This is a genomic window from Streptomyces sp. NBC_00872, from assembly GCF_045161915.1.
In the GTDB taxonomy this organism is placed as follows: domain Bacteria; phylum Actinomycetota; class Actinomycetes; order Streptomycetales; family Streptomycetaceae; genus Streptomyces.
Map to the genome: position 1 here is coordinate 2,140,827 of NZ_CP108806.1, position 23,832 is coordinate 2,164,658.

Below are 23,832 nucleotides of genomic sequence, written 5' to 3' on the forward strand. Positions count from 1 at the left end.
GTCTGGCACGGCGCATAGAGTGAAGAGTTGTGTCGTACTCCACCGCCGCCTCCGGCCAACGGTCGGTCACCGAAGCGACCCCGGTCGCCCTCCGCGCACGTGAGCCGCGTGTCCCCGCCGACCGTCTGGTCGCGGACATGGTGCCGCCGCCGCGCTTCGACTCCGTACGTTTCGACACGTACGTACCGGACCCCGGTCAGCCCAGTCAGTCCCAGGCCGTCGCGGCGCTGAGCACGTTCGCCGCGGGTCTCGGCGGGGCGCACGGCCCCGGCGGAGGCGGCTCCGGACCGGGAGCGGGGTCGGGGTCCGGAATGCGGCGCTGGTTCGCGAGGAAGCCGGCCGCGCCCACCGGTCCGCGCGGGGTCTATCTGGACGGCGGTTACGGCGTCGGCAAGACACATCTGCTGGCGTCCCTCTGGCACGCGACCCCCGCCCCGGCGGAAGAGAAAGCTTTCGGCACCTTTGTCGAGCTGACGAACCTGGTCGGCGCTCTGGGCTTCCAGCAGACCGTGGAGACCCTGGGCGGCCACCGGCTGCTCTGTATCGACGAATTCGAACTGGACGACCCGGGCGACACCGTCCTCATCTCCAGCCTGCTCCGCCGGCTGGTCGACTCGGGTGTGGCACTGGCCGCGACCTCCAACACCCTGCCCGGCAAGCTCGGCGAGGGCCGGTTCGCCGCGGCGGACTTCCTGCGGGAGATCCAGGGCCTGGCGGCGCGATTCCGCCCGCTGCGTATCGACGGCGAGGACTACCGGCACCGCGGACTGCCCGAGGCGCCCGCTCCGTACTCCGACGACCAGGTGACCAGGGCCGCCTATGCCACCGAGGGTGCGAGTCTGGACGACTTCCCCGGGCTGCTCGACCATCTCGCCAAGGTCCATCCGAGCCGGTACGGCGCGCTCACGGACGGGGTACGGGCCGTCTGTCTCACCGATGTCACTCCCGTGCCCGACCAGTCGACGGCGCTGCGGCTCGTCGTCCTCGCCGACCGGCTGTACGACCGGGAGATCCCGGTGCTGGCCTCCGGTCTCCCCTTCGACCGGCTGTTCAGCGAGGAAATGCTGAACGGCGGCTACCGGAAGAAATACTTCCGGGCGATCTCGCGGTTGACGGCACTGGCCCGGGACGCCCAGGGGCTCGTGCCCCGGTAGGTTCAGCGGGTCGATAGGTTCAGCAGGTCGGTAAGTTCAGCAGGTCGGTAAGTTCAACGGGTCGGCAGGTCAGCAGACGCGGTGACCCGCGTCATCGCGTCGCGTCCGTACTACCCAGAACCAAGCAGAAGGGTTCCACCATGGCCACCACGCGCCAGGCGCACACGGTCTGGGAGGGCAACCTCCTCCAGGGCACGGGCACCGTCTCCTTCGACTCCTCGGGCATCGCGGCCCAGGAGGTCTCCTGGCCCTCCCGCGCGGAGAAGGCGAACGGCAAGACCAGTCCGGAGGAGCTGATCGCGGCCGCCCATTCGAGCTGCTTCTCGATGGCGCTCTCGCACGGTCTCTCCCAGGCCGGCACCCCGCCGACCAAGCTGACCACGCAGGCCGATGTCACCTTCCAGCCCGGTACCGGCATCACCGGTATCCACCTCACGGTCGAGGGCACCGTTCCCGGCCTCGACGAGGCGGAGTTCGTCAAGGCCGCCGAGGACGCGAAGGCGAACTGCCCGGTCAGCCAGGCGCTCTCGGGCACGCCCATCACGCTGAGCGCGTCGCTCGCCTCCTGACGCGGTCCCGGATCCGAATCCGGGAATGCGGCTCACCGGCCGTGCCGCCCCGTCCACCGGACCGGGCGGCACGGCCGTCGTCGTACCCGGCACCTACGGCACCGCCGGCACTTTCGGCACAGACGGCGCCTTCGGCACAAGCGGCACATTCCCCAGGCTCGCCACACGCGCCACGCACGCCACGCGCGGACCCGATGTCCCGTCCGGCACCCGGGGCACGCCGTGACCCGCGTGGTTCACGTGTCCCGGCACACGTGGTACACACAAGCGGGTCACGTCTCCTGTCCGCCAACAGGGAGTTGCCTCATGTCCGCAACACGACGTCAGATCCTCGCCCGCACCGGAGCGAGCGCCACGGCCATCGCCTTCAGCGGGGCCGTACCGGAGCTGTTCACCGGCACCGCGAGCGCCGCCGCACCGGGACTGGGCCACCACGGCTACGGTCCGCTGGTCCCGGATCCGGACGGTCTGCTCGATCTGCCGAAGGGATTCCGCTACAAGGTCCTCTCCAGGGAGGGCGATCCGCTCCGCTCGGGCGAGGGCACGGTCCCCGGCAACCACGACGGTATGGCCGCCTTCGCGGGCCGCCGCGGCCGGGTCCGTCTCGTGCGCAACCACGAGAACCGCAATACCGCACCGCTCCCCGTCCCGGCCGTCCCCGGCCTCACCTACGACCCGATGGGCAAGGGCGGCTGTACGACGCTCGAAGTGGACGGCCGCGGTCATGTCCTCGACGAACGCGTCGCCCTCGCGGGTACGGCCGTCAACTGCGCGGGCGGGCCCACCCCCTGGGGTACCTGGCTCACCTGCGAGGAGACCGAGGACAAGGCCGGTACGAACGGTTACACCAAGGACCACGGCTTCATCTTCGAGGTCGACGGCGCGGATCCGCGCCGTACCGGAGCCGTACCGCTGACCGCCATGGGCCGCTTCCAGCACGAGGCGGTCGCGATCGACCCCGGCAGCGGCATCGTGTACGAGACGGAGGACGCGTTCGACAAACCGTTCGGGCTCTTCTACCGCTTCCTCCCGGAGAAACCACGCGGCGGCACCGGATCGCTGCGCGCGGGCGGCGCCCTGGAGGCCATGCGGGTGCCAGGGGTGCCGGATCTCTCGGCCGTCCAGGAGACGGGCACCAGCTTCGACCGCGTGGAGTGGGTCCCCGTACCGGACCCGCTCGCCGTCGGGACACCCGTCCGCTTCCAGGACTTCGGGCCCGGCGGCATCACCCACGCGCAGAAGCTGGAGGGCTGCTACTGGGGCGGGCGTTCGGTCTACTTCGTCTCCAGCTTCGCGCAGCGCGCGGCGGGCTCGGCGGCGGACCACTTCGGACAGGTGTGGAAGTACGAGCCGCACCGGCGCCGGCTGACCCTGGTGATCGTCTTCGGCCCCGGCACGGACATCCAGCTCCCGGGTGAGTCCCCCGACAACATCTGTCTCGCGCCCGGCGGTGGTCTGATGGTGTGCGAGGACGGCGGGGGCGCGCAGCATGTGTACGGCGTGACGCGGAAGGGCGAGGTGTACGCGCTGGCGCGGAACGCGCAGTCCCTCGGCTCCCCGGAGGATCCCGAGTGGGGCGAGTTCGCCGGAGTCACCTTCGCTCCGGACGGCGCCACGATGTACGTCAACTGCTATGCGCCGGGTACGACCTTCGCGGTGACCGGCCCCTGGCGGTAGTCCGGCGCCCCGGTGCGGCCCGGCGCCCCGGCCCGCACCGGCGGGCCCGGCCCGGGGCCCGGCGGTCGGGGAGCGCGCGGTGTCCGACGGCTCAGCGGTCGCGGAGCGCGCCCGTCCGACACACCCTGGGGTGACCGACCGATCCGACCGGAAGGGGTGCGCGGTGGCCACGAAGGCGGCGAAGCAGGAGAAGAAGAAGCGGCGGGACCAGCCGCCGCCCGCTCTCCGCGAGCTGCTGCGCATCCCCGGGGACGGGCCCGTCGACCTCTCCTCGTACGACACCAGGGCCGTTCCGAGCGGCCCGGAGGACAAGGCGGCGGGGCTCGCCGCCACCGCCCGGCTGGCGGAACGTCTCGCCGGCCTCCAGGACCGGCTGTACGCGGCGAGCACGGCGGGCGGCACCCGCCGGCTGCTGCTCGTCCTCCAGGGCATGGACACCAGTGGCAAGGGCGGCACGGTCAAGCATGTGATCGGGCACTTCAATCCCGCGGGCTGCCGGGTCAGGGCGTTCAAGACCCCGACCGCGGAGGAGCGGAGCCATCCGTTCCTCTGGCGGGTCAGACGCGCTCTCCCCGAGCCGGGCGAGATCGGTATCTTCGACCGCTCGCACTACGAGGACGTCCTGATCACCCGGGTACGCGAGCTGGTCCCCCGCCGTGATCTGGGCCGCCGCTACGGCCAGATCAATCTCTTCGAGCAGTCGCTCGCCGACACGGGCACGACCGTCGTGAAGGTCTTCCTGCACATCGGCTACGAGGAGCAGCGCGCCCGGCTGCTGGCCCGTCTCGACAACCCCGACAAGCACTGGAAGTTCAGCCCCGCCGACATCGCCGACCGCGCCCTGTGGCCCGCGTACCGGGAGGCGTACGAACTGGCCCTCGAACGCTGCTCCACGGACGCGGCCCCCTGGTATGTGGTCCCGGCTGACCGCAAGTGGTACCGCAACTGGGTGATCAGCACCCTGCTCCTGGAACATCTCGAAGCCCTGGACCCGGCCTATCCGAAGGCCGGGTTCGATGTCGAGGGGGCCCGGGACAAGCTGCTGAGGATGCCCTGACCGCGCGACCGCCGTACGACGGAGCCCGGCGGCCTCGGGGGTGCGCTAGTGCCATACAAGCGCGCCGTGTACGCGAGTGCCGTATACGCGAGTGCCGTACAACCGTTCCGGGCAGATCATCCTATATTTTCCGTGAGTGACCACATATGTACGCATGCTCGCCATCGTCGCCGTCCTGGGTGCCGCGCTCGCCGGATGCGCCGGCGGCACGGACTCGCCCGCCTCGCTCTCCGCCTCCCGCGCCGCCGGAGCGCCCGGGGGTACGGGGGTCGGCGCGCCACCGACCATGGCCCCGGGTCCCGGTGGGCTGACACCGGTGTTCAAGCGCGGGACCCCGGCCGCCGGGAAGACCGTGGCACTCACCTTCGACGCCGATATGACGGCCGATCAGGGGCCCCGGGCGGCGCGGGGCGAGCAGTTCGACAATCCCGACCTGATCTCGCTGCTGCGCCGGCTCGACGTACCGTCGACGGTCTTCATGACCGGGCGGTGGGCCGAGGAGTATCCGAGCCAGGCGAAGGCGATCGGCGGCGACCCGCGCTTCGAGATCGCCAACCACTCCTACAGCCACTACGCCTACACCGCCGACTGCTACGGGCTGCCGACCGTCGGCGAGAAGAAGATGGCCGAGGACGTACGGCGCGCGTTCGCCGCCTTCCGCGACGCGGGGGCCCGGAACGTGGTGCCGTACTTCCGCTTCCCGGGCGGCTGCTACGACGACACCGCGCTCCGGGCCCTCGCCCCGGCCAAGGTGACCGCCGTGCAGTGGGACGTCGTCAGCGGGGACGCCTTCGCCACGGACGCGGACGCCGTCGCCGAACAGGTCCTCAAGGATGTGAAGCCGGGCTCGCTGGTGGTGATGCACTGCACGCGCAGCGCGGCGCCGGTGACGGAGGAGGCGGTCGGGAAGATCGTGCCCGAGCTGCGGAAGCGCGGCTACCGCTTCGTCAAGGTCTCCGAACTGATGCGGCACTGAGCACGAGGGTCCGGACCGGACCGGTCGACGGCGACACCGGCGACGGCAACACCAGCAGCCGGCAGTACGCGGAGCCCCGGTGGATTCAGCCCGAGCAGGCCATCCGCTGGGCCTCCTGCCACTCGCAGACTGGGCAGAGCGTCGCGCCCTTGACCGATTCCGGGTACTCGGTCGGCTTTCCGCAGTGCACACAGTCCGCGTAGGCGATCTCCTCCGCCGTGGACCGGTCCACGGCGGTCTTCTCGGTCATACCGGCCTCAGTCATACCGTCGAGCGTACTCAGCCCCGGCGCGTCGCGAGGCCGCAGGCCACCGCCGCCGCCACGGCCGCCACCAGCACGGCGCCCGCGAGCGCCGCTCCCGGCAGTTCGACGGTCCCCGTCCGCGAACCGGTCACCAGCCCGGTGACCGCGTATTTCGCCGGCGATCCGCTGGTCACCAGGGCCAGCAGGGCGAGAAGCGCCGTCATCGTGACCGACCAGCCACGGCCGCGCAGGAGCGGTCTGCCGCACAGGGCCCCGACCGCCGCGCCGAGCAGCAAACAGACCATGGCGGCGAGCAGTCCGGCCGCCCCGGCGGAGAGCGGGGACACGTCGACGGTGTGGTCCGCGCTCTTCGGCTCGCTGATCACGGTGACGACGAGCGTGGCGACCGTCCCGAGCACGGCCGCGACGACGGCGGCGGCCAGCAGCGCGGCGAGATGGACCCGGGCCGTTCCCCGCGCGGCGGCGGTGACCGCACGGGCGGCGGCCGGTTCCTGGGTGACACAGATACGGACCAGCCAGGCGGTGACGGGCAGCAGCGCCGCCGCCGAGTAGCCGAGCGAGTCCAGAATCGGCTCCCCCGCGCGCACCCCGACCACAAGGAAGATCCCGTACAGCAGGACGGGCGGGAGCCAGCGCTGCGAGCGCAGCAGCAGTGCGGTCTGATAGCGGAGCAGAGCGGTCATACGGAGGGGTGCCTCGTGGTGGTGACGGAGGGAGCGGACGGGGAGAGCGGCACGGCGGCCGACCGCGAGCGGACGTCCGGTGAGGGCTCGGCCGCTGGGAGCTCGGAGGGTGGGCGGTCGGCCGGTGAGCGGTCGTCCCCTGAATCCGTGTCCCGTACCTCTCTGATGTGCCAGGGCGGACGTGCCGTCAGCAGGGCCCGCAGCAGGGCGTCGGAGTGCACGGCCGGCGCCGTCAGCGCCACGGCTCCGTCCGGGCCGGGCTCGTACGCCGGCGAACCGGGCAGTCCGCCTGGCGGCGGCGCCCCCGGCGGTCCCACGGCCACGATCCGTACCCGTGGCCCGTGCCCGCCGCCGTCCCCGTGAGCCTCGGCCGTACGGCGTACCAGTCCGCGGTCCACCAGCGCGTACACCTCGTCCGCGGCGCCCGCCAGCCGCAGCGGATCGTGGTCGACGAACACGACGGTGCCGCCCTCCGCGATCCGTTCCGCGACCGCGCGGTCCAGTTCCGTACGGGCGGCGGAGTCGAGCCCGGTCCAGGCCTCGTCGAGCACCAGCAGTTCGGGCCCGGCGAGCAGCGCCTGGGCGACCGCGACCTTCTGGCTGGTCCCCTTGGACAGCTCGGACATGGGTGTACGGGCATGGCCGGCGGCCCCGAACCGCTCCAGCCACTCGACGGCGCGGGTCTCGGCCACCACGCGTCCCATCCCGTGGATCCTGCCCAGATGCACCAGATAGCCGAGGGCCGTGAACGGCAGGGAGACCGGGAAGCGTTCGGGGACGTACGCCGTACGGGGCCGGCCGGTCAGACGCCCCTCGGTGGGTGTGTCGATACCCGCGAGAAGCCGCAGCAGGGTCGACTTCCCGGTGCCGTTGGTGCCCTCGACCCGGATCAGGGCGCGCGGAGGCAGGTCGAGATCGATCCCGCGCAGCACCCAAGGCCCGCCGAGGCCGTAACGGCGGCCCACCCCCCGGAGTTCCATCGTCAGTGCGCGGCGGGCTTCGCCGGGGTGGCCTCGCTCGGCCGGACGATCACGAAGCCCTCGCCCTGGAGCATGAGCTGGACGGCCTCGCCCGAGCCGCCGCGGATCATCGAGCCGACCGACTGCGAACGGTGCAGCGAGGTGCCCAGCTGTGTGCTCCAGCCGACGACCGCGTCCGTGTCGACGTACACCGGCGCCTGCGCGGTGACGGGGATCACGATCGGGGTGCCCTCGCAGATCAGACCGAGCTTGCCGTAACCGGTGAAGACGCTGTTGAAGAGTCCGCCGCCGGTCATACCGGCGCCCTTCACCGTCTTTATCTCGTAGGCGAGGGTCGGGTCGAAGCAGAGGACGTTGCGGCCGCTGACGGTGAGCGAGTCACCGTGTTCCACGTCGACGATGAAGCAGTTGGCGGCCTCGTGGGCGAACCAGGCCTCGCCCTGCCCGCGGACGGCCATCAGCGGCAGACCCTCGCCCGTGACGGCCCGCTTGAGCATGCCGCCGAGGCCCTGGCCCTTGCGCTCGAACTGGAGACTGCCCCGGTAGGCGATCATGGAGCCCTGCCGCGCGTGCATCTCGCCGTTGACGGCGTACTTGATCGATTTGGCGTTCTGGAGGGTCATCCCGGGGGCGGTCGCCGGCTGTGCCAGATGCTCCGCGGTGAAAAGGTCGCTCTTCATGCCGTGCATCCTCGCCCGGAGGCTTCCATTCCGCCAATCATCCGGCGCGAGGCGGCGGCGGAGCGGCTGGCAGACTGGAGCGGTGAGCAGCGACAGCGACGACGTCACCAGCACCAACAGCGGCACCGCCACGGGCACGGACACCGGCACCGACACCGACAGCCCGTTCCAGCACGAGCGGACGGGCCGCGACGAGGCCCCGCAGTTCGTGCTGCCGCTGGTGGTCCATATCGAGAAGGCCACGCCTCCGGCCCGTACCGACGCCCTGGAGACGGCGGCCCGCGCGGTGCTGGTCATGCTCTCCGACGAGCGGTCGCTGGACGAGGGCGAGTGGGCACAGGCGATACGGGACTGGCAGGACGCCCGGATCCGCAAGGTCGTACGGCGGGCCCGCGGCGCGGAGTGGCGCCGGGCCTCGGCGCTCCCGGGTCTGACGGTCATCGGTACGGGGCCCTCGGCGCAGGCCGTACCGCCCGCCGAGGTACGGGTCTTCCCGCCGGTCCCGCTCGACGGCTGGCCCAAGGATCTGGCCAAGCTCCAGGTCTCGGGCACCGACCTCACCGACCCCGAGCCCCCGCCCGCCCCCGACCCGGCGCACCCGGTCCTCTGGCTCAACCCCGAACTGGACATGTCCGCGGGCAAGGCCATGGCCCAGGCCGGCCACGGCGCCCAACTCGCCTGGTGGGAACTGTCGGAGACGGACCGCAAGGCCTGGCACGCCGCGGACTTCCGCCTCGCCGTACGCACCGCCACCCCCGCCCACTGGCACACACTCACCACAAGCGGCCTCCCCCTGGTCCGCGACGCGGGCTTCACGGAGATCGCCCCGGGCAGCGCCACGGTGGTGGCCGACCACCCGGCCCTGCGGAGCTGAACATTCCGGAGGCCGTGTACGTATCTCCCGGTACCGCCGCGCAGGTTCAACGGCCCCGTCGGGCGGCGGTTGGTTCAGCGGTGTCCTCAACGGTTCGGGAGGCAGCACATTGTTGCGACGCATCAACGGTACGGCGCTCATCATCGCGGCACTCGTGGCCACAGTCGGGGCGCTGGCCTTCCCCGTCTGGTCGTACGCCGACCGTTCCGGCACCGGGCAGGCCAATCTCAACGCCTCGTCCGTCGCGACGCAGTGGGGGCCGCTCTCCGCGACCGACCGTGATCTGCTGGTCAAGGTGCGGCTGGCCGGGCTCTGGGAGCTGCCGGCCGGGCAGCAGGCCATCCAGCGCGCGCCCAGCCAGGCCATCAAGGACTGCGGTGACCATCTCGTCGTCGGCCACACCGATCTCGACAAGCGCGCCCGCGATGTGGCGGCCAAGCTCGGGATCGAGCTGCCGAACCAGCCGACCGAGCAGCAGCAGGGGTGGCTCAGAGAGCTGTCCGCGGCCACGGGCCAGGAGTACGAGCGGAAGTTCGCCAATCTGCTGCGCAACGCCCACGGCAAGGTGTTCGCGCTGATCGCGCAGGTACGGCACACCACCAGGAACACCCTGATACGGCAGCTCGCCAGCGACGCCAACCAGACCGTCCTGGACCACATCACGATGCTGGAGGCCACCGGCTTCGTCGACTTCGACGGCATCGCCAACGAGGCCGCGGGCACCGCCACCGCCAGTCCGACCGGGCCGCCGCCCCCGGACGGGAACCTTCCGCCGGCGCCGTCGCCCGCCGAGGCCACCGGCGACCAGTCCTTCACCTCCCGGCCCTCCACCCAGCCGGGCGCGCCGACGGCGATCAACACCAACCGGCCGGAGCCGGGAACGGAACAGCAGACGCCCGCTCCCCCCACTCCCCTTCCGTAACAGCGCCGGTCGGCGGGCCCGCCGGTGGGCCCGTCGGCAGTCCCGCCGACGGGCCCGGAGCCGTCGGAAGGCCGTGGAACCTCAAATCGACCTCTGAACGTCCTCCTCAGCGGATTCAGCGGCGCCCGGCGGGGTCATCACCCCTGCACCGTTGCGCTGTCGCGCACCGAGGAGGGGGAGCCATGAGGGACATACCAGAGCTGGGCATCGGTATCGGCTGGCGTCCGGAGATCGCCGACGCGGTGGAAGGGCTGTCCGGGGTCGACTGGGTCGAGGCCGTCGCGGAGAACCTCTGCGCCGGCCATCTGCCCGACTCGCTCGTACGGCTCCGTGAGCGCGGCGTCACCGTCGTGCCGCACGGGGTCTCACTCGGTCTGGGCGGCGCGGAGCGGCCCGACGCGCGGCGGCTCGCGGATCTCGCGGAGCGCGCCGAGGCGCTGGGCTCCCCGCTGGTCACCGAGCACATCGCGTTCGTACGGGCCGGGGGGCCGCTCACCGCGTCCCCCGTGCTCGAAGCGGGGCATCTGCTGCCGGTGCCACGGACCAGGGACGCCCTGCGCGTGCTCTGCGAGAACGTACGCATCGCCCAGGACGCGCTGCCCGTGCCGCTCGCGGTGGAGAACATCGCGGCGCTGATCTCCTGGCCCGGCGAGGAGATGAGCGAGGGCCAGTTCCTCGCGGAGCTGGTCGAGCGCACCGGGGTACGGCTGCTGATCGATGTCGCCAATCTGCACACCAACCGGGTGAACCGGGGCGAGGACCCCGCGAAGGCTCTGGACGAACTGCCGGTCGAGGCCATCGCGTACGTCCATGTCGCGGGCGGTGTCGAGCGGGACGGGGTCTGGCACGACACCCACGCGCACCCGGTCACGCGGCCGGTCCTCGATGTGCTGGCGGAGCTGCGCTCGCGGATCGCCCCGCCGGGTGTGCTGCTGGAGCGGGACGACGACTTCCCGCCGGCGTCGGAGCTGGCGGGCGAACTGACGGTGATCCGCGAGACCCTCACGATCACAGCGCACGCCGGTACCGCTACGGCAATGGCTGGCCCTACGGCTACGGCTACGGCTACGGCTACGGCTACGGCTACGGCTACGGCTACGGCTACGGCTACGGCTACGGCTACGGCTACGGCTACGGCTACGGGTGAGCCTGCCACCCTGTCGCACCCGGCCGCCGGCGCCCGGCGCGACGCCCGCCCCGGCACCCTGCTCGTGGCGCCTTCCGTACCGTCTGTCCCTTCCGTACCGCGCCAACTCCCCTCGGCCGACGACACGTCGGACAGTTCCACCGACGCGGCGCGCGAGCGGCTCGCGCTGCGTGAGGCCGCCCTGCTCTCCGCGCTGGTCGCCGGTACGCCCGTCCCCGAAGGGTTCGACACCCGGCGGGTGCGGGTGCAGAGCCGTGCGCTCGCCGCCAAGCGTGCCGATGTGATCGCCAAGGTCGCTCCCGAGCTGCCCGGGATCCTCGGCGGCGGCTACCGGCCGGCCTTTCTCTCGTACGCCGCGAACCGGCCCATGCGCGCCGGTTACCGCCGCGACGCCCTCGACTTCGCCGAGCATCTGCTGATCGAGGGGCGGCCGGAGGACCCCGTCGCCCGGCGCGAGCTGACCTCCTGGTGGCAGGAGCGCGCCGGATCGCGTCCGCCGCGCCGGGCGACCCGGCTGGTCCGCAGGGCGCGCGCCGCGCTCGCGGGGAGGTGACGGACGATGACCGTGATCCTCGTGACGGTGGTCCATCTCGCCGTGGCCGTCTCCTCCGCACTGCTGATCTCCGCCGTGGTCCGGCTGCGCCGCCGGGGTCCGGGCGGTCACGTCCATGACGTGATGGAGGCGGCCTTCCTCGGCGGCGGTCCCGGCCGGGTCGCGGACGCCGCGATCGCCGGGATGCACGCGGACGGCCGGCTGATCGTCGGCGGCCCCGGCATCGTCTCCGTACCGCACCCGGTCGCCAGGAACGAGGTGGAACAGGCCGTACTCCAGGAACACGCCACGGCGCCCAGCGGCGCCCTGCACACGCTCCGGCTCGCGGTGATGCGCGGTCCCGCCGTACAGCGGGTGGGCGACGGCCTCGCGGCCCGGGGCCTGCTGGTGCCCCCGGCGGAGGCGCGCGGGCCGAGGCGCTGGGGAGGGATACAGGCGCTCCTGTGCTTTCTCGGACTGCCCGTGTGCTTCGTGCTGGCCATCATGGTGTTCGTTGCGGGCTCCGTCCCGGGCGACGGCAGTCCGGCGGGTTTCTCCCTGTTGCCGACCCTGTTCGCGGGGGCCGTCGTCGGAATGGTCTGCTCGTCCCTCACCGGACGGCGGATCACGGCGGCGGGGCAGCGGGCGCTGCGGGAGTTCGTCGCGGCTCATCCGTACGGCGGCGGCGCACCGGCGGACCGTCTCGTCGCGGCGCACGGCATCACGGCGCTGCCCGATCCCCTGCTGCAACAGCACTTGCTGGCCGCCACCCGGCTGCGGCCGGGACGGGACTTCTCCACCGCCGGGTCCACCGCCGCCGCGGTGGTGGCATGGTGCTCGGGCGGAGATCCCGGTTCGGGTTCGGGATGCGGCGGGTCGGGGTCCGGCTGCGGCGCGAACTCCTGCGGTGGCGGCGGGGGTTCCTCCGGGGGCGGCAGCTGCGGCGGAGGCGGGGGCGGCAGCAGCTGCGGCGGAGGAGGTGGCGGAGGCGGCAGCAGTTGCGGCGGAGGCGGCGGCGGAGGCGGCAGCAGTTGCGGCGGAGGCGGCGGCGGAGGCAGTAGTTGCGGAGGTGGCGGCGGAGGCGGTTCCTGAGACCGGAGCCCACGGGCAGCGCGTCCCCTTCGCGGATCCGACGGTGAGGGCGGCGGCGCGGCCCCCGCGCCCCGCTCCCTCCCCCCGCACATCCCCGACCACTCCGCACCCCGGAAGACCCTCCTGAGTGGCCCTGGGGCGCATCGGGGTCATCGCTCCCGACACCGCTCACCAGTCCTTGCGAAGCCCCTTCCCTCTGCTGACCCTCTGTCTGCGGTTGACCCTCAATCGCAGGCCTGAAGGGAACGCGATGCGAGCTGTAGCGAAGTACGGGGCTCTGACCACCCTCGGCTCCCTGGTCCTGTCGGCGCTCGTCGTCACCCCCGCCGACGGCGCCGACGGCACGGGCTCCGGTATCGCCGGCGCGGTCATCTCCCGTACCAAGGCCGCCGTCGCGGCCGAGAGCCGGGGCGTCGCCCGTGCCGCCCGGCACGCCGCCGCCACCGGTATCCGGTTCGGTCCCTGCCCCGAGTCCGAGATGCTGCCCGCTCCCATCACCTGCGGCACGGTCGAGGTCCCGCTCGACTACGCGGAGCCCGACGGCCGGAAGATCTCTCTCACCGTCAGCCGGGTCCGCGCGGGCGGCGAGCCGGACCAGCGGCAGGGCGCGCTGGTCTTCAACCCCGGTGGCCCCGGCGCCTCCAGCATGTACTTCCCGATGGCCGCCGAGATGTCCGAGTGGAAGCGGATCGCCCAGGCGTACGACATCGTCGGCTACGCCCCCCGGGGAGTGGGCCGGTCCGCCCCGCTCTCCTGCGCGGACCCGGCGGACTTCACCAAGGCCCCGACCCCGTCCCCGGCGCATCCCTCCGAGTCGTACAAACGGGAGCGGATCGCCGAGGCCAAGGCGTACGCCCAGGGCTGCGCCGAGAACGCCGGGCCCGCCCTGGCCCACTTCACCTCCCTGAACAACGCCCGCGATCTGGATGTGCTGCGCGCGGCGCTCGGCGAGGAGAGACTGACCTTCATGGGCGCCTCGTACGGCACCTACTTCGGCGCGCTCTACGCGACGCTCTTCCCCTCCCATGTGCGCAGGATGGTCTTCGACTCGGCGGTCAACCCGGACCCCCGGCAGATCTGGTACGGCAACAACCTCGCCCAGTCGGTCGCGTTCGAACGCCGCTGGGCCGACTTCCGCGCCTGGGTCGCCAAGCACCACAAGACCTACCGGCTGGGCACCACTCCGGAGGAGGTCCAGAGCAGTTACGAGAAGGTACGCGCCGAGGTGGCGCACGAGCCCGCCGGCGGAAAGGTCGGCCCCGGCCAGTTGCAGGCGGCGATGCTCGGGGCCGGTTACTACGACGACTACTGGGCGATGCGCGCCACCGCGCTCTCCGAGTACGTCAAGGGCAACCCGGCTCCGCTGATCGCACAGGCCTCGCCCCGGCCGGTGGCCGCCGCCGACAGCGAGAACGGCAACGCCGTGTACACCGCCGTCGAGTGCAACGACGCGCCCTGGCCGACGGACTGGCGGGTGTGGGACCGCGACAACACCGAACTCGCCCGCCGCGCGCCCTTCGAGACCTGGGACAACGCCTGGATGAATCTGCCGTGCGCCTACTGGCCGGCGCCCCGGCAGCGGCCGCTCGACATCCGCACCTGGCCCGGTGAGCTTCCGCCGACGCTGATCCTCGCGGCCGAACGGGACGCGGCGACGCCCTACGAGGGGGCGCTCGAACTACAGCGCAGGCTGGCCGGTTCCGCCCTGGTGACCGAGCGCGACGCGGGTACGCACGGGATCGCCGGCGGCGGCAACGCCTGTGTCAACAAATACCTGGAGGACTATCTGCTCCGCGGAGAGACACCGGTGCGGCGCGCGGAGTGCGCGCCGCACGCGGAGCCGAACCCGGTGTCGCTGGACGAACGGTCGGGCGGCCGCAAGCTGCCGCCGATCGTCTGATCTTCCGGGCGGGGTGACCGGTCCGTACAGCCGGGGACCGGTCACCGAGCGCGGGCGACGGAAACCCGTGCGCCCCGCGCGTGTCCGGAAAGCCGTGGACACGCCCTGGGGCATCACCCCGGACTCAGGCCAGCCCGGCGACCAGTTCCGCGACCGACTTACGGCGGCCCGTGTAGAACGGGACCTCCTCGCGGACATGCATCCGGGCCTCCGAGCCGCGCAGATGACGCATCAGATCGACGATCCGGTACAGCTCGTCGGCCTCGAAGGCGAGCACCCACTCGTAGTCGCCGAGCGAGAACGACGCCACGGTGTTGGCGCGTACGTCCGGGTAGCCACGCGCCATCTTGCCGTGGTCCGCGAGCATCCTGCGGCGGTCCTCGTCGGGCAGCAGATACCAGTCGTACGAGCGCACGAAGGGGTAGACGCTCACATAGTCGCGGGGTGTCTCGTCGGCCAGGAAGGCCGGTACGTGCGACTTGTTGAACTCGGCGGGCCGGTGCAGCGCCATGTTCGACCAGACCGGCTCCAGCGCCCGCCCCAGCCGTGTGCGGCGGAAGCGGTTGTACGCCTCCTGAAGCTCGTCCGAGGTCTCGGCGTGCCACCAGATCATGACATCGGCGTCGGCGCGCAGCCCGGACACGTCGTACGTCCCCCGTACGGTGATGTCCTTGGCACCGAGCTGGTCGAACAGCTCCTGGACCTCCTCCGCGTAGCCGTTCCTGTCCTCGGGCAGCACGTCACGCAGCTTGAAGACGGACCACAGCGTGTAGCGGATGACCTCGTTGAGGTCCTTGGCCTTCTTGCCCGCGTTCGGGGTCTTCTCTGGAGCAGCAGTCATACGCCTATTCTCCCGCGCCCCGTCCGGTGCCCCACGCCAGGGTCGACGTGGCGATGATCTCGTCGGCCGCGCGGCGGGCGCTCGCGATACAGGCCGGGATACCGACCCCGTCGTACGGGGCTCCGCAGACCCGCAGTCCCGGCAGCTTGGCGACCGCCTCGCGGATCCGCGCCACCCGGGTCTGGTGCCCCACGGGATACTGCGGCAGACCGCCGATCCAGCGGGTCACCTCGGTGGCCACGGGACGCGCGGCGAGCCCGGTCGCCTCGCCGAGGTCGCGCAGGGAGACCTCGACCAGATCGGCGTCGTCCTGGTGCACCCGCTCCTCCTCGCCGTACCGCCCGATCGAGGTACGCAGGAGGAAGAGACCAGGGGCGGCGTCCGCGACCCAGCCCCACTTGCGGGTGGAGAAGGTCGACGCCTTGATCGTGTGCCCGTCGACGGGCGGTACGAGAAAGCCGCTGCCGGCGGGCAGCGCGGCGGCGTCGGCGCGCCGGAAGGCCATCGTCACCAGCGCCATCGAGGCGTACTCGACCTCGGCGAGTTCCGCGGAGGCGGCCGGGGACTCGTCGGCGAGCAGGGCGGAGGCGGACCAGGCGGGGGTCGCCAGGACCACGCCGTCGGCGGTCAGTACCTCGCCGCCGGTACGGATCCGCCACTCGTCGGCGGTACGGGTGAGACCGAGGACGGGGGTCTCCGTACGGATCCGGCCGCCCCCGGCCCGTACGGCGTCGGCCACGGCGCCCGGCAGCCGGCCCACGCCGCCCTCGATGCCCGCGAAGACGGCGCCCGTCCGCCACTTCCCGGAGCCGTCGCCGTGCGCGGTGTCCGCGCCGCCGGCGGCACTCGCTTCGGCGGCCTTCGCCTGGAGGTCGCGGACGCTCTCCAGCAGGGAGTCATGGGTCCGGAGCGCGGCGAAGAGCTGCGGGACGGCCGCCTTCATGGAGATGCGGTACGCGTCGCCCGCGTAGACCCCGCCGAGCAGCGGCTCCACCAGCCGGTCGACGACCTCCCTGCCGAGCCGCTCGGCGACATACGCGCCGACCGACACGTCGTCGCCGACCTCCGTGGGCGCCAGTTCGGGTTCGCGGGCGATCCGGGCCAGGCCCTCGTCGGAGAGCAGACCCGCGAGGGCCGCGGGATCGCCCGGCACGCCCATCACATGGCCCTTGGGCATGGGCCGCAGCTCGCCGCGGGTCCAGACCGACGCGGTGGCGGTGGCGGGCGGCTGGAGCAGTCCGCCGAGCCCTACGGCCTGGGCCAGATCGACGGCCTCGGGGCGGCGCGCGAGCATCGACTCGGCTCCGAGGTCGACGGGCGCGCCCTCGATCTCGCCCGCGTACAGCTTTCCGCCGAGCCGGTCGGTGGCCTCCAGCAGGGTCACCTCGATCCCGGCGCCGAGCAGCCGGTGCGCCGCCGCCAGACCGGCGATTCCGCCCCCGATGACGACGACATGACCTGTGTGTGTGTCCACGTGCTGCGCGCTCGGCTCCATGACCCCACTCTCTCAAACCCGTAACGAGTCCCGACCGTGACCGCTTCGGAACCGATAACGGGCAACCCGTCCACAGGCCTCACACGTCGAACCGGCGTCATCCGATTTTGCCCAGGGGGGCCGGTATGCGCAGGACACCCGCGTTCGCGGCGGCACTACTCACCATCTCGCTCGCACTCGCCGGATGCGGTGCGAACGACACCGAGAGCCAGAATTCGTCCTCGGACCGAGCCGCGGACGCCGCTCCCGCGCAGGGGGGCGGGCAGAAAGGCGCGGGGGCGGCCGACCAGGCGGCCCAGGCTCCGGGCAGCGAGGGGGCGAAGGCGACCACAGCGCCCTCACGGGCGGGCACCCATGTGATCCGTACCGCCGAACTCACCGTGCGCGTCAAGGACACGCAGAAGGCGCTGTCCACGGCGCGCGCCGCGGCCGTGAACGCCGGGGGCCTGGTCGAGAACGAGTCCACCGAGTTGGACGGGGACTCCTATGTGATGTCGCGCATCGTGCTGCGGGTCCCGCAGGACGAGTACGACTCGGTCCTGGCCGAACTGGAGGGCACCGGAACGCTGCTGGCCCGTAAGGCGAACGCCGAGGACGTCACCGACCAGGTGGTCGACGTGGACAGCAGGATCGCCTCGCAGCGGGTGAGCGTGGCGCGGATACGGGAGCTGATGGACCGGGCCACCAAGCTCGGCGACGTGGTCGCGCTGGAGGGGGAGCTGAGCAGCCGTCAGGCGGCGCTGGAGTCCCTGCTCGCCCAGCAGGCCTCGCTCAAGGACCGCACCACGCTGGCCACGATCACCCTGGAGCTCTCCGAGGCACCGCTCGCCAGGCCGCAGAAGACGAAGGAGGATGACGGTCCGGGCTTCCTGGACGCCCTGGGCGGCGGCTGGGACGCGTTCACCGCGACGGTGCGCTGGATAGCGGTCGTGATCGGCGCGGTGGCGCCGTTCGCCGCGGCGTTCGCCGTGCTCTACGCGCTGTGGCGGCTGGCGCGCCGGCTGCTGTCCGCGACCGGGGCGCACCAGGGACGTCCCGCCGCGGTCCCGGCCCGGCCCAGGACCGGGCGTCCGGCGCCGCCCGCCCCTGAGGGGAACGGCCCGGCGGGCCCGAGCGGCCCCGAAGGCACTCCCGGCACTCCCGGCGGGCCGGGTCCGCGGGCGACACCGGAGGACTGATCGGGGCTCCGCCCGCGTAGCGTTCCCCACGCATACGCAACGAAGGGACGCGCAATGGCGGCGGAGCGCATGGTGGTCATCGGCGGCGACGCGGCGGGGATGTCCGCCGCGTCGCAGGCCCGCAGGATGAAGGGCCCGGAGGAGCTGGAGATCGTCGCCTTCGAGCGCGGCCACTTCACCTCGTTCTCCGCGTGCGGCATCCCGTACTGGGTGGGCGGCGATGTGGCGGACCGGGACGATCTGATCGCCCGTACCCCCCGGGAGCACCGCGAGCGCGCGATCGACCTCCGTATGCGCACGGAGATCGTGGAGATCGATGTGGCGGGACAGCGGGTCCTGGCACGGGATCTCACCGACGGTACGGAGAGCTGGACCGGCTACGACAAGCTGGTCGTCGCGACGGGCGCGCGCCCCGTGCGCCCGGCGCTCCCCGGTATCGACGCGCCGGGCGTGCACGGCGTACAGACCCTCGACGACGGCCAGGCCCTGCTGGACACCCTGACCGGCACACGGGGCCGGCGGGCGGTCGTCGTGGGCGCGGGCTATATCGGTGTGGAGATGGCCGAGGCGCTGCTGAAGCGCGGTTACGAGGTCACGGTCGTCCACCAGGACGAGCAGCCGATGGCCACACTCGACCCGGACATGGGCCGGCTGGTCCATGAGGCGATGGACGGGATGGGCATCACCACCGTGGGCGGCGCCCCGGTCACCGAGGTCCTCACCGGGAAGGACGGCCGGGTGCGGGCCGTGGTCACCGGGGACGCCGAGTATCCGGCCGATGTCGTCGTGCTCGGGATCGGTGTCCTGCCGGAGACCTCACTCGCCCGCGCCGCCGGGCTGCCGCTCGGACCGCACGGCGGACTGCTCACCGATCAGTCGATGCGGGTGCGCGGCCACGAGAACATCTGGGCGGGCGGCGACTGTGTGGAGGTCCTCGATCTGGTCTCAGGGACGACCCGCCATCTCGCCCTGGGCACCCACGCGAACAAGCACGGCCAGATCATCGGCGCCAACGCGGGCGGCGGTTACGCCGTCTTCCCCGGAGTGGTCGGTACGGCCGTCAGCAAGGTCTGCGATCTGGAGATCGCCCGTACGGGGCTGCGCGAGAAGGACGCCCGCCGGGCGGGCCTCCAGTTCGTCACCGCGACCATCGAGTCGACCAACACCGCCGGTTACTACCCGGGCGCGGCCCTGATGACGGTGAAGATGCTGGCGGAGCACCGTACGGGCTGGCTGCTGGGGGTTCAGATCGTGGGCCGTGAGGGCTCGGGCAAGCGCGTGGACATCGCGGCGGTGGCGCTGACGGCCGGAATGACGGTGGAGCGGATGACGACCCTGGACCTCGGCTACGCCCCGCCGTTCTCCCCGGTCTGGGACCCGGTGCTGGTCGCCGCGCGCAAGGCGACGGCAGCGGTACGGGCGGCGGGGATGTAGCCGGGACGGGCCACAGAGCAACTACGGCCGGGAGCGGCGCGGAACACCGCCCCGGCCGCGCTCCCGCGCTCCCGCGCCCCCGCACTTCAGCGGACCGTCCGGGTGTGGACGTGCTCCACCAGCCGCGTCAGGGCGTCCGGGTCCATGCTGGGCAGTACGCCGTGGCCCAGATTGAAGACATGGCCCTCCAGGCCCGCCGCCGCGTCGAGCACCTCGTCGGCCTTCTCCTCCACCACGGCGGTCGGGGCGAAGAGGACGGCCGGGTCAAGGTTGCCCTGGAGCGCCTTGCCTGGGCCGACCCGGCGGGCCGCCTCGTCGAGCGGTACGCGCCAGTCGACGCCGACGACATCCGCGCCGGCCTCGCCCATCGCACCGAGCAGTTCGCCCGTACCGACACCGAAGTGGATACGCGGCACAGCGTAGGGCGCGACGGCGTCGAAGACCTTGGCCGAGGCGGGCAGTACGGAGCGGCGGTAGTCGGCCGGGGCCAGGGCGCCCACCCAGGAGTCGAAGAGCTGCACGGCGCTCGCCCCCGCCTCGATCTGCACCTTGAGGAAGGCGGCGGTGATGTCCGCGAGCCGGTCCAGCAGATCGGCCCAGAGCGCCGGATCGCCGTACATCATCGCCTTGGTGTGCTCGTGGTTGCGGGACGGACCGCCCTCCACGAGATAGCTGGCGAGGGTGAAGGGAGCGCCGGCGAACCCGATGAGCGGCGTGGAGCCCAGCTCTCCGGTCAGCATCCCGATCGCCTCGGTGACATAGGAGACATCGTCGGGGGTGAGATCGCGCAGCCGCGCGAGATCGGCCCGGCCGCGGATCGGCTCGGCGACGACGGGACCGACGCCCGGCTTGATGTCGAGGTCGAGGCCGATGGCCTTGAGCGGGACGACGATGTCGCTGAAGTAGATCGCGGCGTCGACCTTGTGACGCCGTACGGGCTGGAGGGTGATCTCGGTGACCAGCTCGGGCCGCATACAGGACTCCAGCATCGGAATCCCCTCGCGGACCTTGAGGTATTCCGGCAGCGAGCGCCCCGCCTGCCGCATGAACCAGACCGGGGTGTGCGGTACCGGTTCACGCCTGCACGCCTTCAGGAAGGCCGATTCGTACGTCTTCGTCTGCTGGCCCGAGGGGCGGTCAATCGCGCTCACGCCCAGAATCTTCGCATGTACGGGGAAGCCGCTGCCCCGGCCCGGGTGTCCCTCCCTGCGCGAGACGCGGGTTCCGCCTACTCTTCCCCGCATGGCTGCGGCTCAGGGACAGTTTTCCGATCATTCCAACGGCACCGAGGGAACAGACAGCGCGGAGGGGGGCTCCGTCCCGTCCGCGTTCCGTACGGCGGTCGAAGCACTGCGGTCGGCGCGGCTGCGTCCCGAGATCGAGATCGAGCCGACCCCGCCGCCGAAGCGGCTCGCACCGTACGCGTACGCCCTGGAGGCCGCGGTCGTCGACGGGGAGGACGATCTCGCGGACGGCCGGCTGATCCTGCTGCACGACCCGGCCGGGCACGAGGCCTGGCAGGGAGTGTTCCGGCTGGTGACGCTGGTGCGCGCGGAGCTGGAGCCGGAGATGGCCGCCGATCCGCTGCTGCCCGAGGTGTGCTGGTCGTGGCTGACGGGCGCGCTGGAGGCGCGCGGACTGTCGTACGGAGAGGCCAGCGGCACGGTCACCCGGGCCGGCTCGTACTACTTCGGCGGTCTCGCCGAGCGCAGGCCGGCCACCCAGATCGAGATCCGCGCGTCCTGGACGCCGCGCGAGGGCCGGGCCGGGGTGCCCGACACCGCGGCGCATCTCGCGGCCTGGTGCGATCTGCTCTGCCAGATCGCGGGGCTGCCGCCGGCCGCGCCGGGTCCGCTCCAGGGGCCCGCCGAGGCGGGCTCCGGCGCGGGTGTGGTGTCCCTGCCCCAGCGGCGCGGTCCACAGGTGTCCTGACGGGCCTTCACGCCATCGCCATGGCGTGATGACGCCACTACTGCGGTCCGCCGGGCTCTTCACACCCTCCACCCACGTCCGGCATGCTCGGCGCACATGGGCGCGGCGGGACCGGTCAATAGGATGATCGATCACCCGTCCGAATTGCCCGAATTGTTACTCACCAAATCGTGATCATTCCCTAAAGCCGGGCGGGATTGCTGCCGAAGAGGTCAATGACCCTTCAAACACGGTTCCCCCCGGCTTCATCCCCCAGAGCCGGCCCCGTCCCGCACCCTCCCAGGAGGCCTGGTGTCCGTTCTCCTCGAGCAGCCCGCAAGCCTGGTCGCCTACCGCCCGAACAAGCCGACGGCCATGGTCGTCGTGGCCGACCCGCGCGTCCGCTCCACCGTCACCCGCCATCTGTGGGCCCTTGGAGTACGAGACGTCATCGAGGCATCGTCCATCGCGGAGGCACGCCCCCGCGTCGGCAACCCACGCGACATCTGCGTTGCCGACGTCCACCTGCCCGACGGTTCCGGGCTGACCCTGCTGTCCGAGACCCGAGCCGCCGGCTGGCCCAACGGCCTCGCCCTCTCCGCCGCCGATGACATCGGCGCGGTGCGCAACGCCCTCGCGGGCGGCGTCAAGGGCTATGTCGTGACCGGTACGCGCACCAACATCGGCCACCCCACCCGCCCCGGCGCCGCCCCCATCGGCGCGGGTCAGCGGATGCACCGCCGCCCGCCCGGCGCGCCGAGCCACCCGGGCGGCTACCGCGAGCTCTCCGGCCGTGAGGTCGAGGTGCTCAGGCTGGTGGCCGAAGGCCAGTCCAACAAGGCCATCGGTGTCTCGATGGGCCTGTCCGCCCTCACCGTCAAGAGCCATCTCGCCCGTATCGCGCGCAAGCTCGGCACGGGTGACCGGGCGGGGATGGTCGCCGTGGCCCTCCGTACCGGCATCATCCACTGACCGTCTCTTCCCGCCCACCGCCCGTCGACGGAACGTTCCGTCGACGGGCGCCGTCCGTTCACAGATACCCTTGACAGGTGACCGACGCCCAAGAGACCGCAGCAGAGCCAGCACTGCGAACCACCGGGGGCCCGCGGCGGCAGCCGCTGATGTCGCAGCCCCCGGGCGACGTCGAATCGGCGCCGATCCCCTTGTTGGAGCCCCGCGAGGGCATTCCGCCGGTGGTCGCCACCGAAGCAGACCTGGCCACGGTGGTCGCCGCCTTCGCCGCGGGCACGGGCCCCGTGGCCGTCGACGCGGAGCGCGCGTCCGGCTACCGCTACGGACAGCGCGCGTATCTCGTCCAGCTACGCCGTGAGGGCGCGGGCACGGCGCTGATCGATCCGGTCGGCTGCCCCGATCTCTCCGGGCTCGGCGAGGTGCTCGCGGAGACCGAGTGGATTCTGCACGCGGCGACCCAGGATCTTCCGTGTCTGCGCGAAATAGGCATGACGCCCACCCGGCTGTTCGACACGGAACTGGCAGGCCGGCTGGCGGGCTTCCCCCGGGTCGGGCTCGGCGCGATGGTCGAGAACGTCCTCGGGTACGCGCTGGAGAAGGGCCACTCCGCCGTCGACTGGTCGACGCGGCCCCTTCCCGAGCCCTGGCTGCGGTACGCCGCGCTCGATGTCGAGCTGCTGGTCGATCTGCGCGACGCGCTGGAGAAGGAACTGGACCGGCAGGGCAAGCTGGAATGGGCGCACCAGGAGTTCGAGTCGATCGCCTCGGCCCCGCCGCCCGCCCCGCGCAAGGACCCGTGGCGCCGTACGTCGGGGATGCACAAGGTGCGCCGCCGGCGTCAGATGGCGGTGGTACGGGAGCTGTGGACCACCCGTGACCAGGTGGCGCAGCGGCGCGATGTCTCGCCCGGCAAGGTGCTGAGCGACACGGCGATCATCGAGGCGTCGCTGGCCCTGCCCGTGAATGTGCACGCGCTCACCGCGCTGCCCGGTTTCGGCCACCGGATGGGGCGGCGCCAGCTCGAACAGTGGCAGGCGGCGGTGGACCGGGCGCGGTCACTGCCGGACGCGGAGCTGCCGCAGCCGGGCCAGCAGGTCGCGGGTCCGCCGCCGCCGCGCTCCTGGGCGGACAAGGACCCCGAGGCGGCGGCGCGGCTGTCGGCGGCGCGGGCGGCGGTCTCGGCGCTGGCGGAACGGCTGAACATGCCGCAGGAGAACCTGATCACGCCGGACACGGTGCGGCGGGTCTGCTGGGAGCCGCCGCGGGAGCGGACGGTGGAGGCGGTGGCGCTGGCGCTGGCGGAGTACGGGGCGCGGAGGTGGCAGATCGAACAGGTGGCACCGCTGCTGACCCGTTCCCTGACACCGGGCGACGCGCCTGCCGGCGGTGCGTCTGCGGGCTAGGGGCCGTGGGCGCGGGGTGCGGTGTGTGGTGGTGCGGCTGCCGGCCGGTCCGGGCCCACATCAAGCCCGTCCGGCGATTGAGGACGAACC

General features: G+C 72.3%; 23 protein-coding genes. 16 read left to right on the forward strand and 7 right to left on the reverse strand.

The genetic code is table 11. The annotated features are described in order from the left end of the window. Positions 1 to 29: 29 nt before the first annotated feature. The 6 genes from zapE to OG214_RS09235 all read left to right on the forward strand — a co-directional run bounded on the left by zapE (position 30) and on the right by OG214_RS09235 (position 5,433). Complete coding sequence (gene zapE, locus OG214_RS09210; RefSeq protein ID WP_405984463.1) at positions 30 to 1,154, forward strand: cell division protein ZapE; 1,125 nt, start codon at positions 30 to 32, stop codon at positions 1,152 to 1,154. A 140-nt stretch (positions 1,155 to 1,294) separates the two neighbouring features. Further along, on the forward strand, positions 1,295 to 1,723 hold the full coding sequence (locus OG214_RS09215; protein ID WP_363082282.1) for an OsmC family protein: 429 nt from the start codon (positions 1,295 to 1,297) through the stop codon (positions 1,721 to 1,723). A 25-nt stretch (positions 1,724 to 1,748) separates the two neighbouring features. Further along, the gene (locus tag OG214_RS09220) at positions 1,749 to 1,949 is read left to right on the forward strand and encodes a hypothetical protein (protein WP_405984464.1); all 201 of its coding nucleotides are present in this window, start codon (positions 1,749 to 1,751) and stop codon (positions 1,947 to 1,949) included. 80 nt (positions 1,950 to 2,029) lie between these two features. Further along, positions 2,030 to 3,400, forward strand: a complete 1,371-nt coding sequence (locus OG214_RS09225; protein WP_405984465.1) for an alkaline phosphatase PhoX — start codon at positions 2,030 to 2,032, stop codon at positions 3,398 to 3,400. Positions 3,401 to 3,563: 163 nt separating this feature from the next. After that, positions 3,564 to 4,457: a polyphosphate kinase 2 family protein gene (locus OG214_RS09230; protein WP_363084233.1), complete on the forward strand. Its 894-nt coding sequence runs from the start codon at positions 3,564 to 3,566 to the stop codon at positions 4,455 to 4,457. 154 nt (positions 4,458 to 4,611) lie between these two features. Beyond that, complete coding sequence (locus tag OG214_RS09235; protein ID WP_363084235.1) at positions 4,612 to 5,433, forward strand: polysaccharide deacetylase family protein; 822 nt, start codon at positions 4,612 to 4,614, stop codon at positions 5,431 to 5,433. Between the two features lie 85 nt (positions 5,434 to 5,518). On the opposite strand, the gene OG214_RS09240 is transcribed toward OG214_RS09235, so the two are convergent. From OG214_RS09240 to OG214_RS09255, 4 genes are read right to left on the reverse strand one after another with little or no spacing between them, the layout of a single operon-like run. Continuing rightward, entirely contained in the window at positions 5,519 to 5,698 is a 180-nt protein-coding gene (locus OG214_RS09240; protein WP_363084236.1) for a hypothetical protein, read from the reverse strand. 14 nt (positions 5,699 to 5,712) lie between these two features. Further along, positions 5,713 to 6,381, reverse strand: a complete 669-nt coding sequence (locus OG214_RS09245) for an ABC transporter (RefSeq protein ID WP_405984466.1) — start codon at positions 6,379 to 6,381, stop codon at positions 5,713 to 5,715. Further along, positions 6,378 to 7,361 carry an ATP-binding cassette domain-containing protein gene (locus OG214_RS09250; protein WP_405984467.1) on the reverse strand — a complete coding sequence of 328 codons (984 nt, stop codon included), beginning with the start codon at positions 7,359 to 7,361 and terminating at the stop codon, positions 6,378 to 6,380. The genes OG214_RS09245 and OG214_RS09250 overlap by 4 nt, the downstream gene beginning before the upstream one ends. 2 nt (positions 7,362 to 7,363) lie before the next feature. After that, positions 7,364 to 8,041, reverse strand: coding sequence for an AIM24 family protein (locus OG214_RS09255; protein ID WP_365906850.1), 678 nt, complete (start codon positions 8,039 to 8,041; stop codon positions 7,364 to 7,366). 82 nt (positions 8,042 to 8,123) lie between these two features. Between OG214_RS09255 and OG214_RS09260 the strand changes: the two genes are divergently transcribed. The 5 genes from OG214_RS09260 (at position 8,124) to OG214_RS09280 (ending at position 14,508) form a co-directional block, all read left to right on the forward strand. After that, positions 8,124 to 8,915, forward strand: coding sequence for a peptidyl-tRNA hydrolase (locus OG214_RS09260; RefSeq protein ID WP_405984468.1), 792 nt, complete (start codon positions 8,124 to 8,126; stop codon positions 8,913 to 8,915). Positions 8,916 to 9,027: 112 nt separating this feature from the next. Further along, positions 9,028 to 9,837, forward strand: coding sequence for a DUF4142 domain-containing protein (locus OG214_RS09265; RefSeq protein ID WP_363084228.1), 810 nt, complete (start codon positions 9,028 to 9,030; stop codon positions 9,835 to 9,837). Between the two features lie 182 nt (positions 9,838 to 10,019). Next, on the forward strand, positions 10,020 to 11,537 hold the full coding sequence (locus OG214_RS09270; RefSeq protein ID WP_405984469.1) for a DUF692 domain-containing protein: 1,518 nt from the start codon (positions 10,020 to 10,022) through the stop codon (positions 11,535 to 11,537). A gap of 6 nt (positions 11,538 to 11,543) precedes the next feature. Then, on the forward strand, positions 11,544 to 12,608 hold the full coding sequence (locus OG214_RS09275; protein ID WP_405984470.1) for a TIGR04222 domain-containing membrane protein: 1,065 nt from the start codon (positions 11,544 to 11,546) through the stop codon (positions 12,606 to 12,608). Between the two features lie 250 nt (positions 12,609 to 12,858). Next, positions 12,859 to 14,508 carry an alpha/beta hydrolase gene (locus tag OG214_RS09280; RefSeq protein WP_405984471.1) on the forward strand — a complete coding sequence of 550 codons (1,650 nt, stop codon included), beginning with the start codon at positions 12,859 to 12,861 and terminating at the stop codon, positions 14,506 to 14,508. A gap of 124 nt (positions 14,509 to 14,632) precedes the next feature. Here OG214_RS09280 and hemQ read toward each other — a convergent pair whose 3' ends face one another. Together hemQ and hemG are read right to left on the reverse strand one after the other, a co-directional pair. Next, complete coding sequence (hemQ, locus tag OG214_RS09285; RefSeq protein ID WP_363085581.1) at positions 14,633 to 15,349, reverse strand: hydrogen peroxide-dependent heme synthase; 717 nt, start codon at positions 15,347 to 15,349, stop codon at positions 14,633 to 14,635. Between the two features lie 4 nt (positions 15,350 to 15,353). Further along, positions 15,354 to 16,844 (reverse strand): protoporphyrinogen oxidase, encoded by a 1,491-nt coding sequence (hemG, locus tag OG214_RS09290; RefSeq protein ID WP_363085582.1) that lies wholly within the window; start codon positions 16,842 to 16,844, stop codon positions 15,354 to 15,356. A gap of 125 nt (positions 16,845 to 16,969) precedes the next feature. On the opposite strand from hemG, the gene OG214_RS09295 reads away from it, so the two are divergent. Continuing rightward, complete coding sequence (locus OG214_RS09295) at positions 16,970 to 18,022, forward strand: DUF4349 domain-containing protein (RefSeq protein WP_405984472.1); 1,053 nt, start codon at positions 16,970 to 16,972, stop codon at positions 18,020 to 18,022. Positions 18,023 to 18,076: 54 nt separating this feature from the next. Then, on the forward strand, positions 18,077 to 19,456 hold the full coding sequence (locus OG214_RS09300) for an FAD-dependent oxidoreductase (protein WP_405984473.1): 1,380 nt from the start codon (positions 18,077 to 18,079) through the stop codon (positions 19,454 to 19,456). Between the two features lie 86 nt (positions 19,457 to 19,542). Here OG214_RS09300 and hemE read toward each other — a convergent pair whose 3' ends face one another. Continuing rightward, positions 19,543 to 20,607 (reverse strand): uroporphyrinogen decarboxylase, encoded by a 1,065-nt coding sequence (hemE, locus tag OG214_RS09305; RefSeq protein ID WP_405984474.1) that lies wholly within the window; start codon positions 20,605 to 20,607, stop codon positions 19,543 to 19,545. Between the two features lie 91 nt (positions 20,608 to 20,698). On the opposite strand from hemE, the gene OG214_RS09310 reads away from it, so the two are divergent. The 3 genes from OG214_RS09310 (at position 20,699) to OG214_RS09320 (ending at position 23,742) form a co-directional block, all read left to right on the forward strand. After that, positions 20,699 to 21,388, forward strand: a complete 690-nt coding sequence (locus OG214_RS09310; protein ID WP_363085828.1) for a DUF3000 domain-containing protein — start codon at positions 20,699 to 20,701, stop codon at positions 21,386 to 21,388. A gap of 291 nt (positions 21,389 to 21,679) precedes the next feature. Beyond that, on the forward strand, positions 21,680 to 22,339 hold the full coding sequence (locus OG214_RS09315) for a response regulator transcription factor (protein ID WP_093605154.1): 660 nt from the start codon (positions 21,680 to 21,682) through the stop codon (positions 22,337 to 22,339). A gap of 77 nt (positions 22,340 to 22,416) precedes the next feature. Continuing rightward, positions 22,417 to 23,742 (forward strand): HRDC domain-containing protein, encoded by a 1,326-nt coding sequence (locus tag OG214_RS09320; protein WP_405984475.1) that lies wholly within the window; start codon positions 22,417 to 22,419, stop codon positions 23,740 to 23,742. Positions 23,743 to 23,832 lie beyond the last annotated feature (90 nt).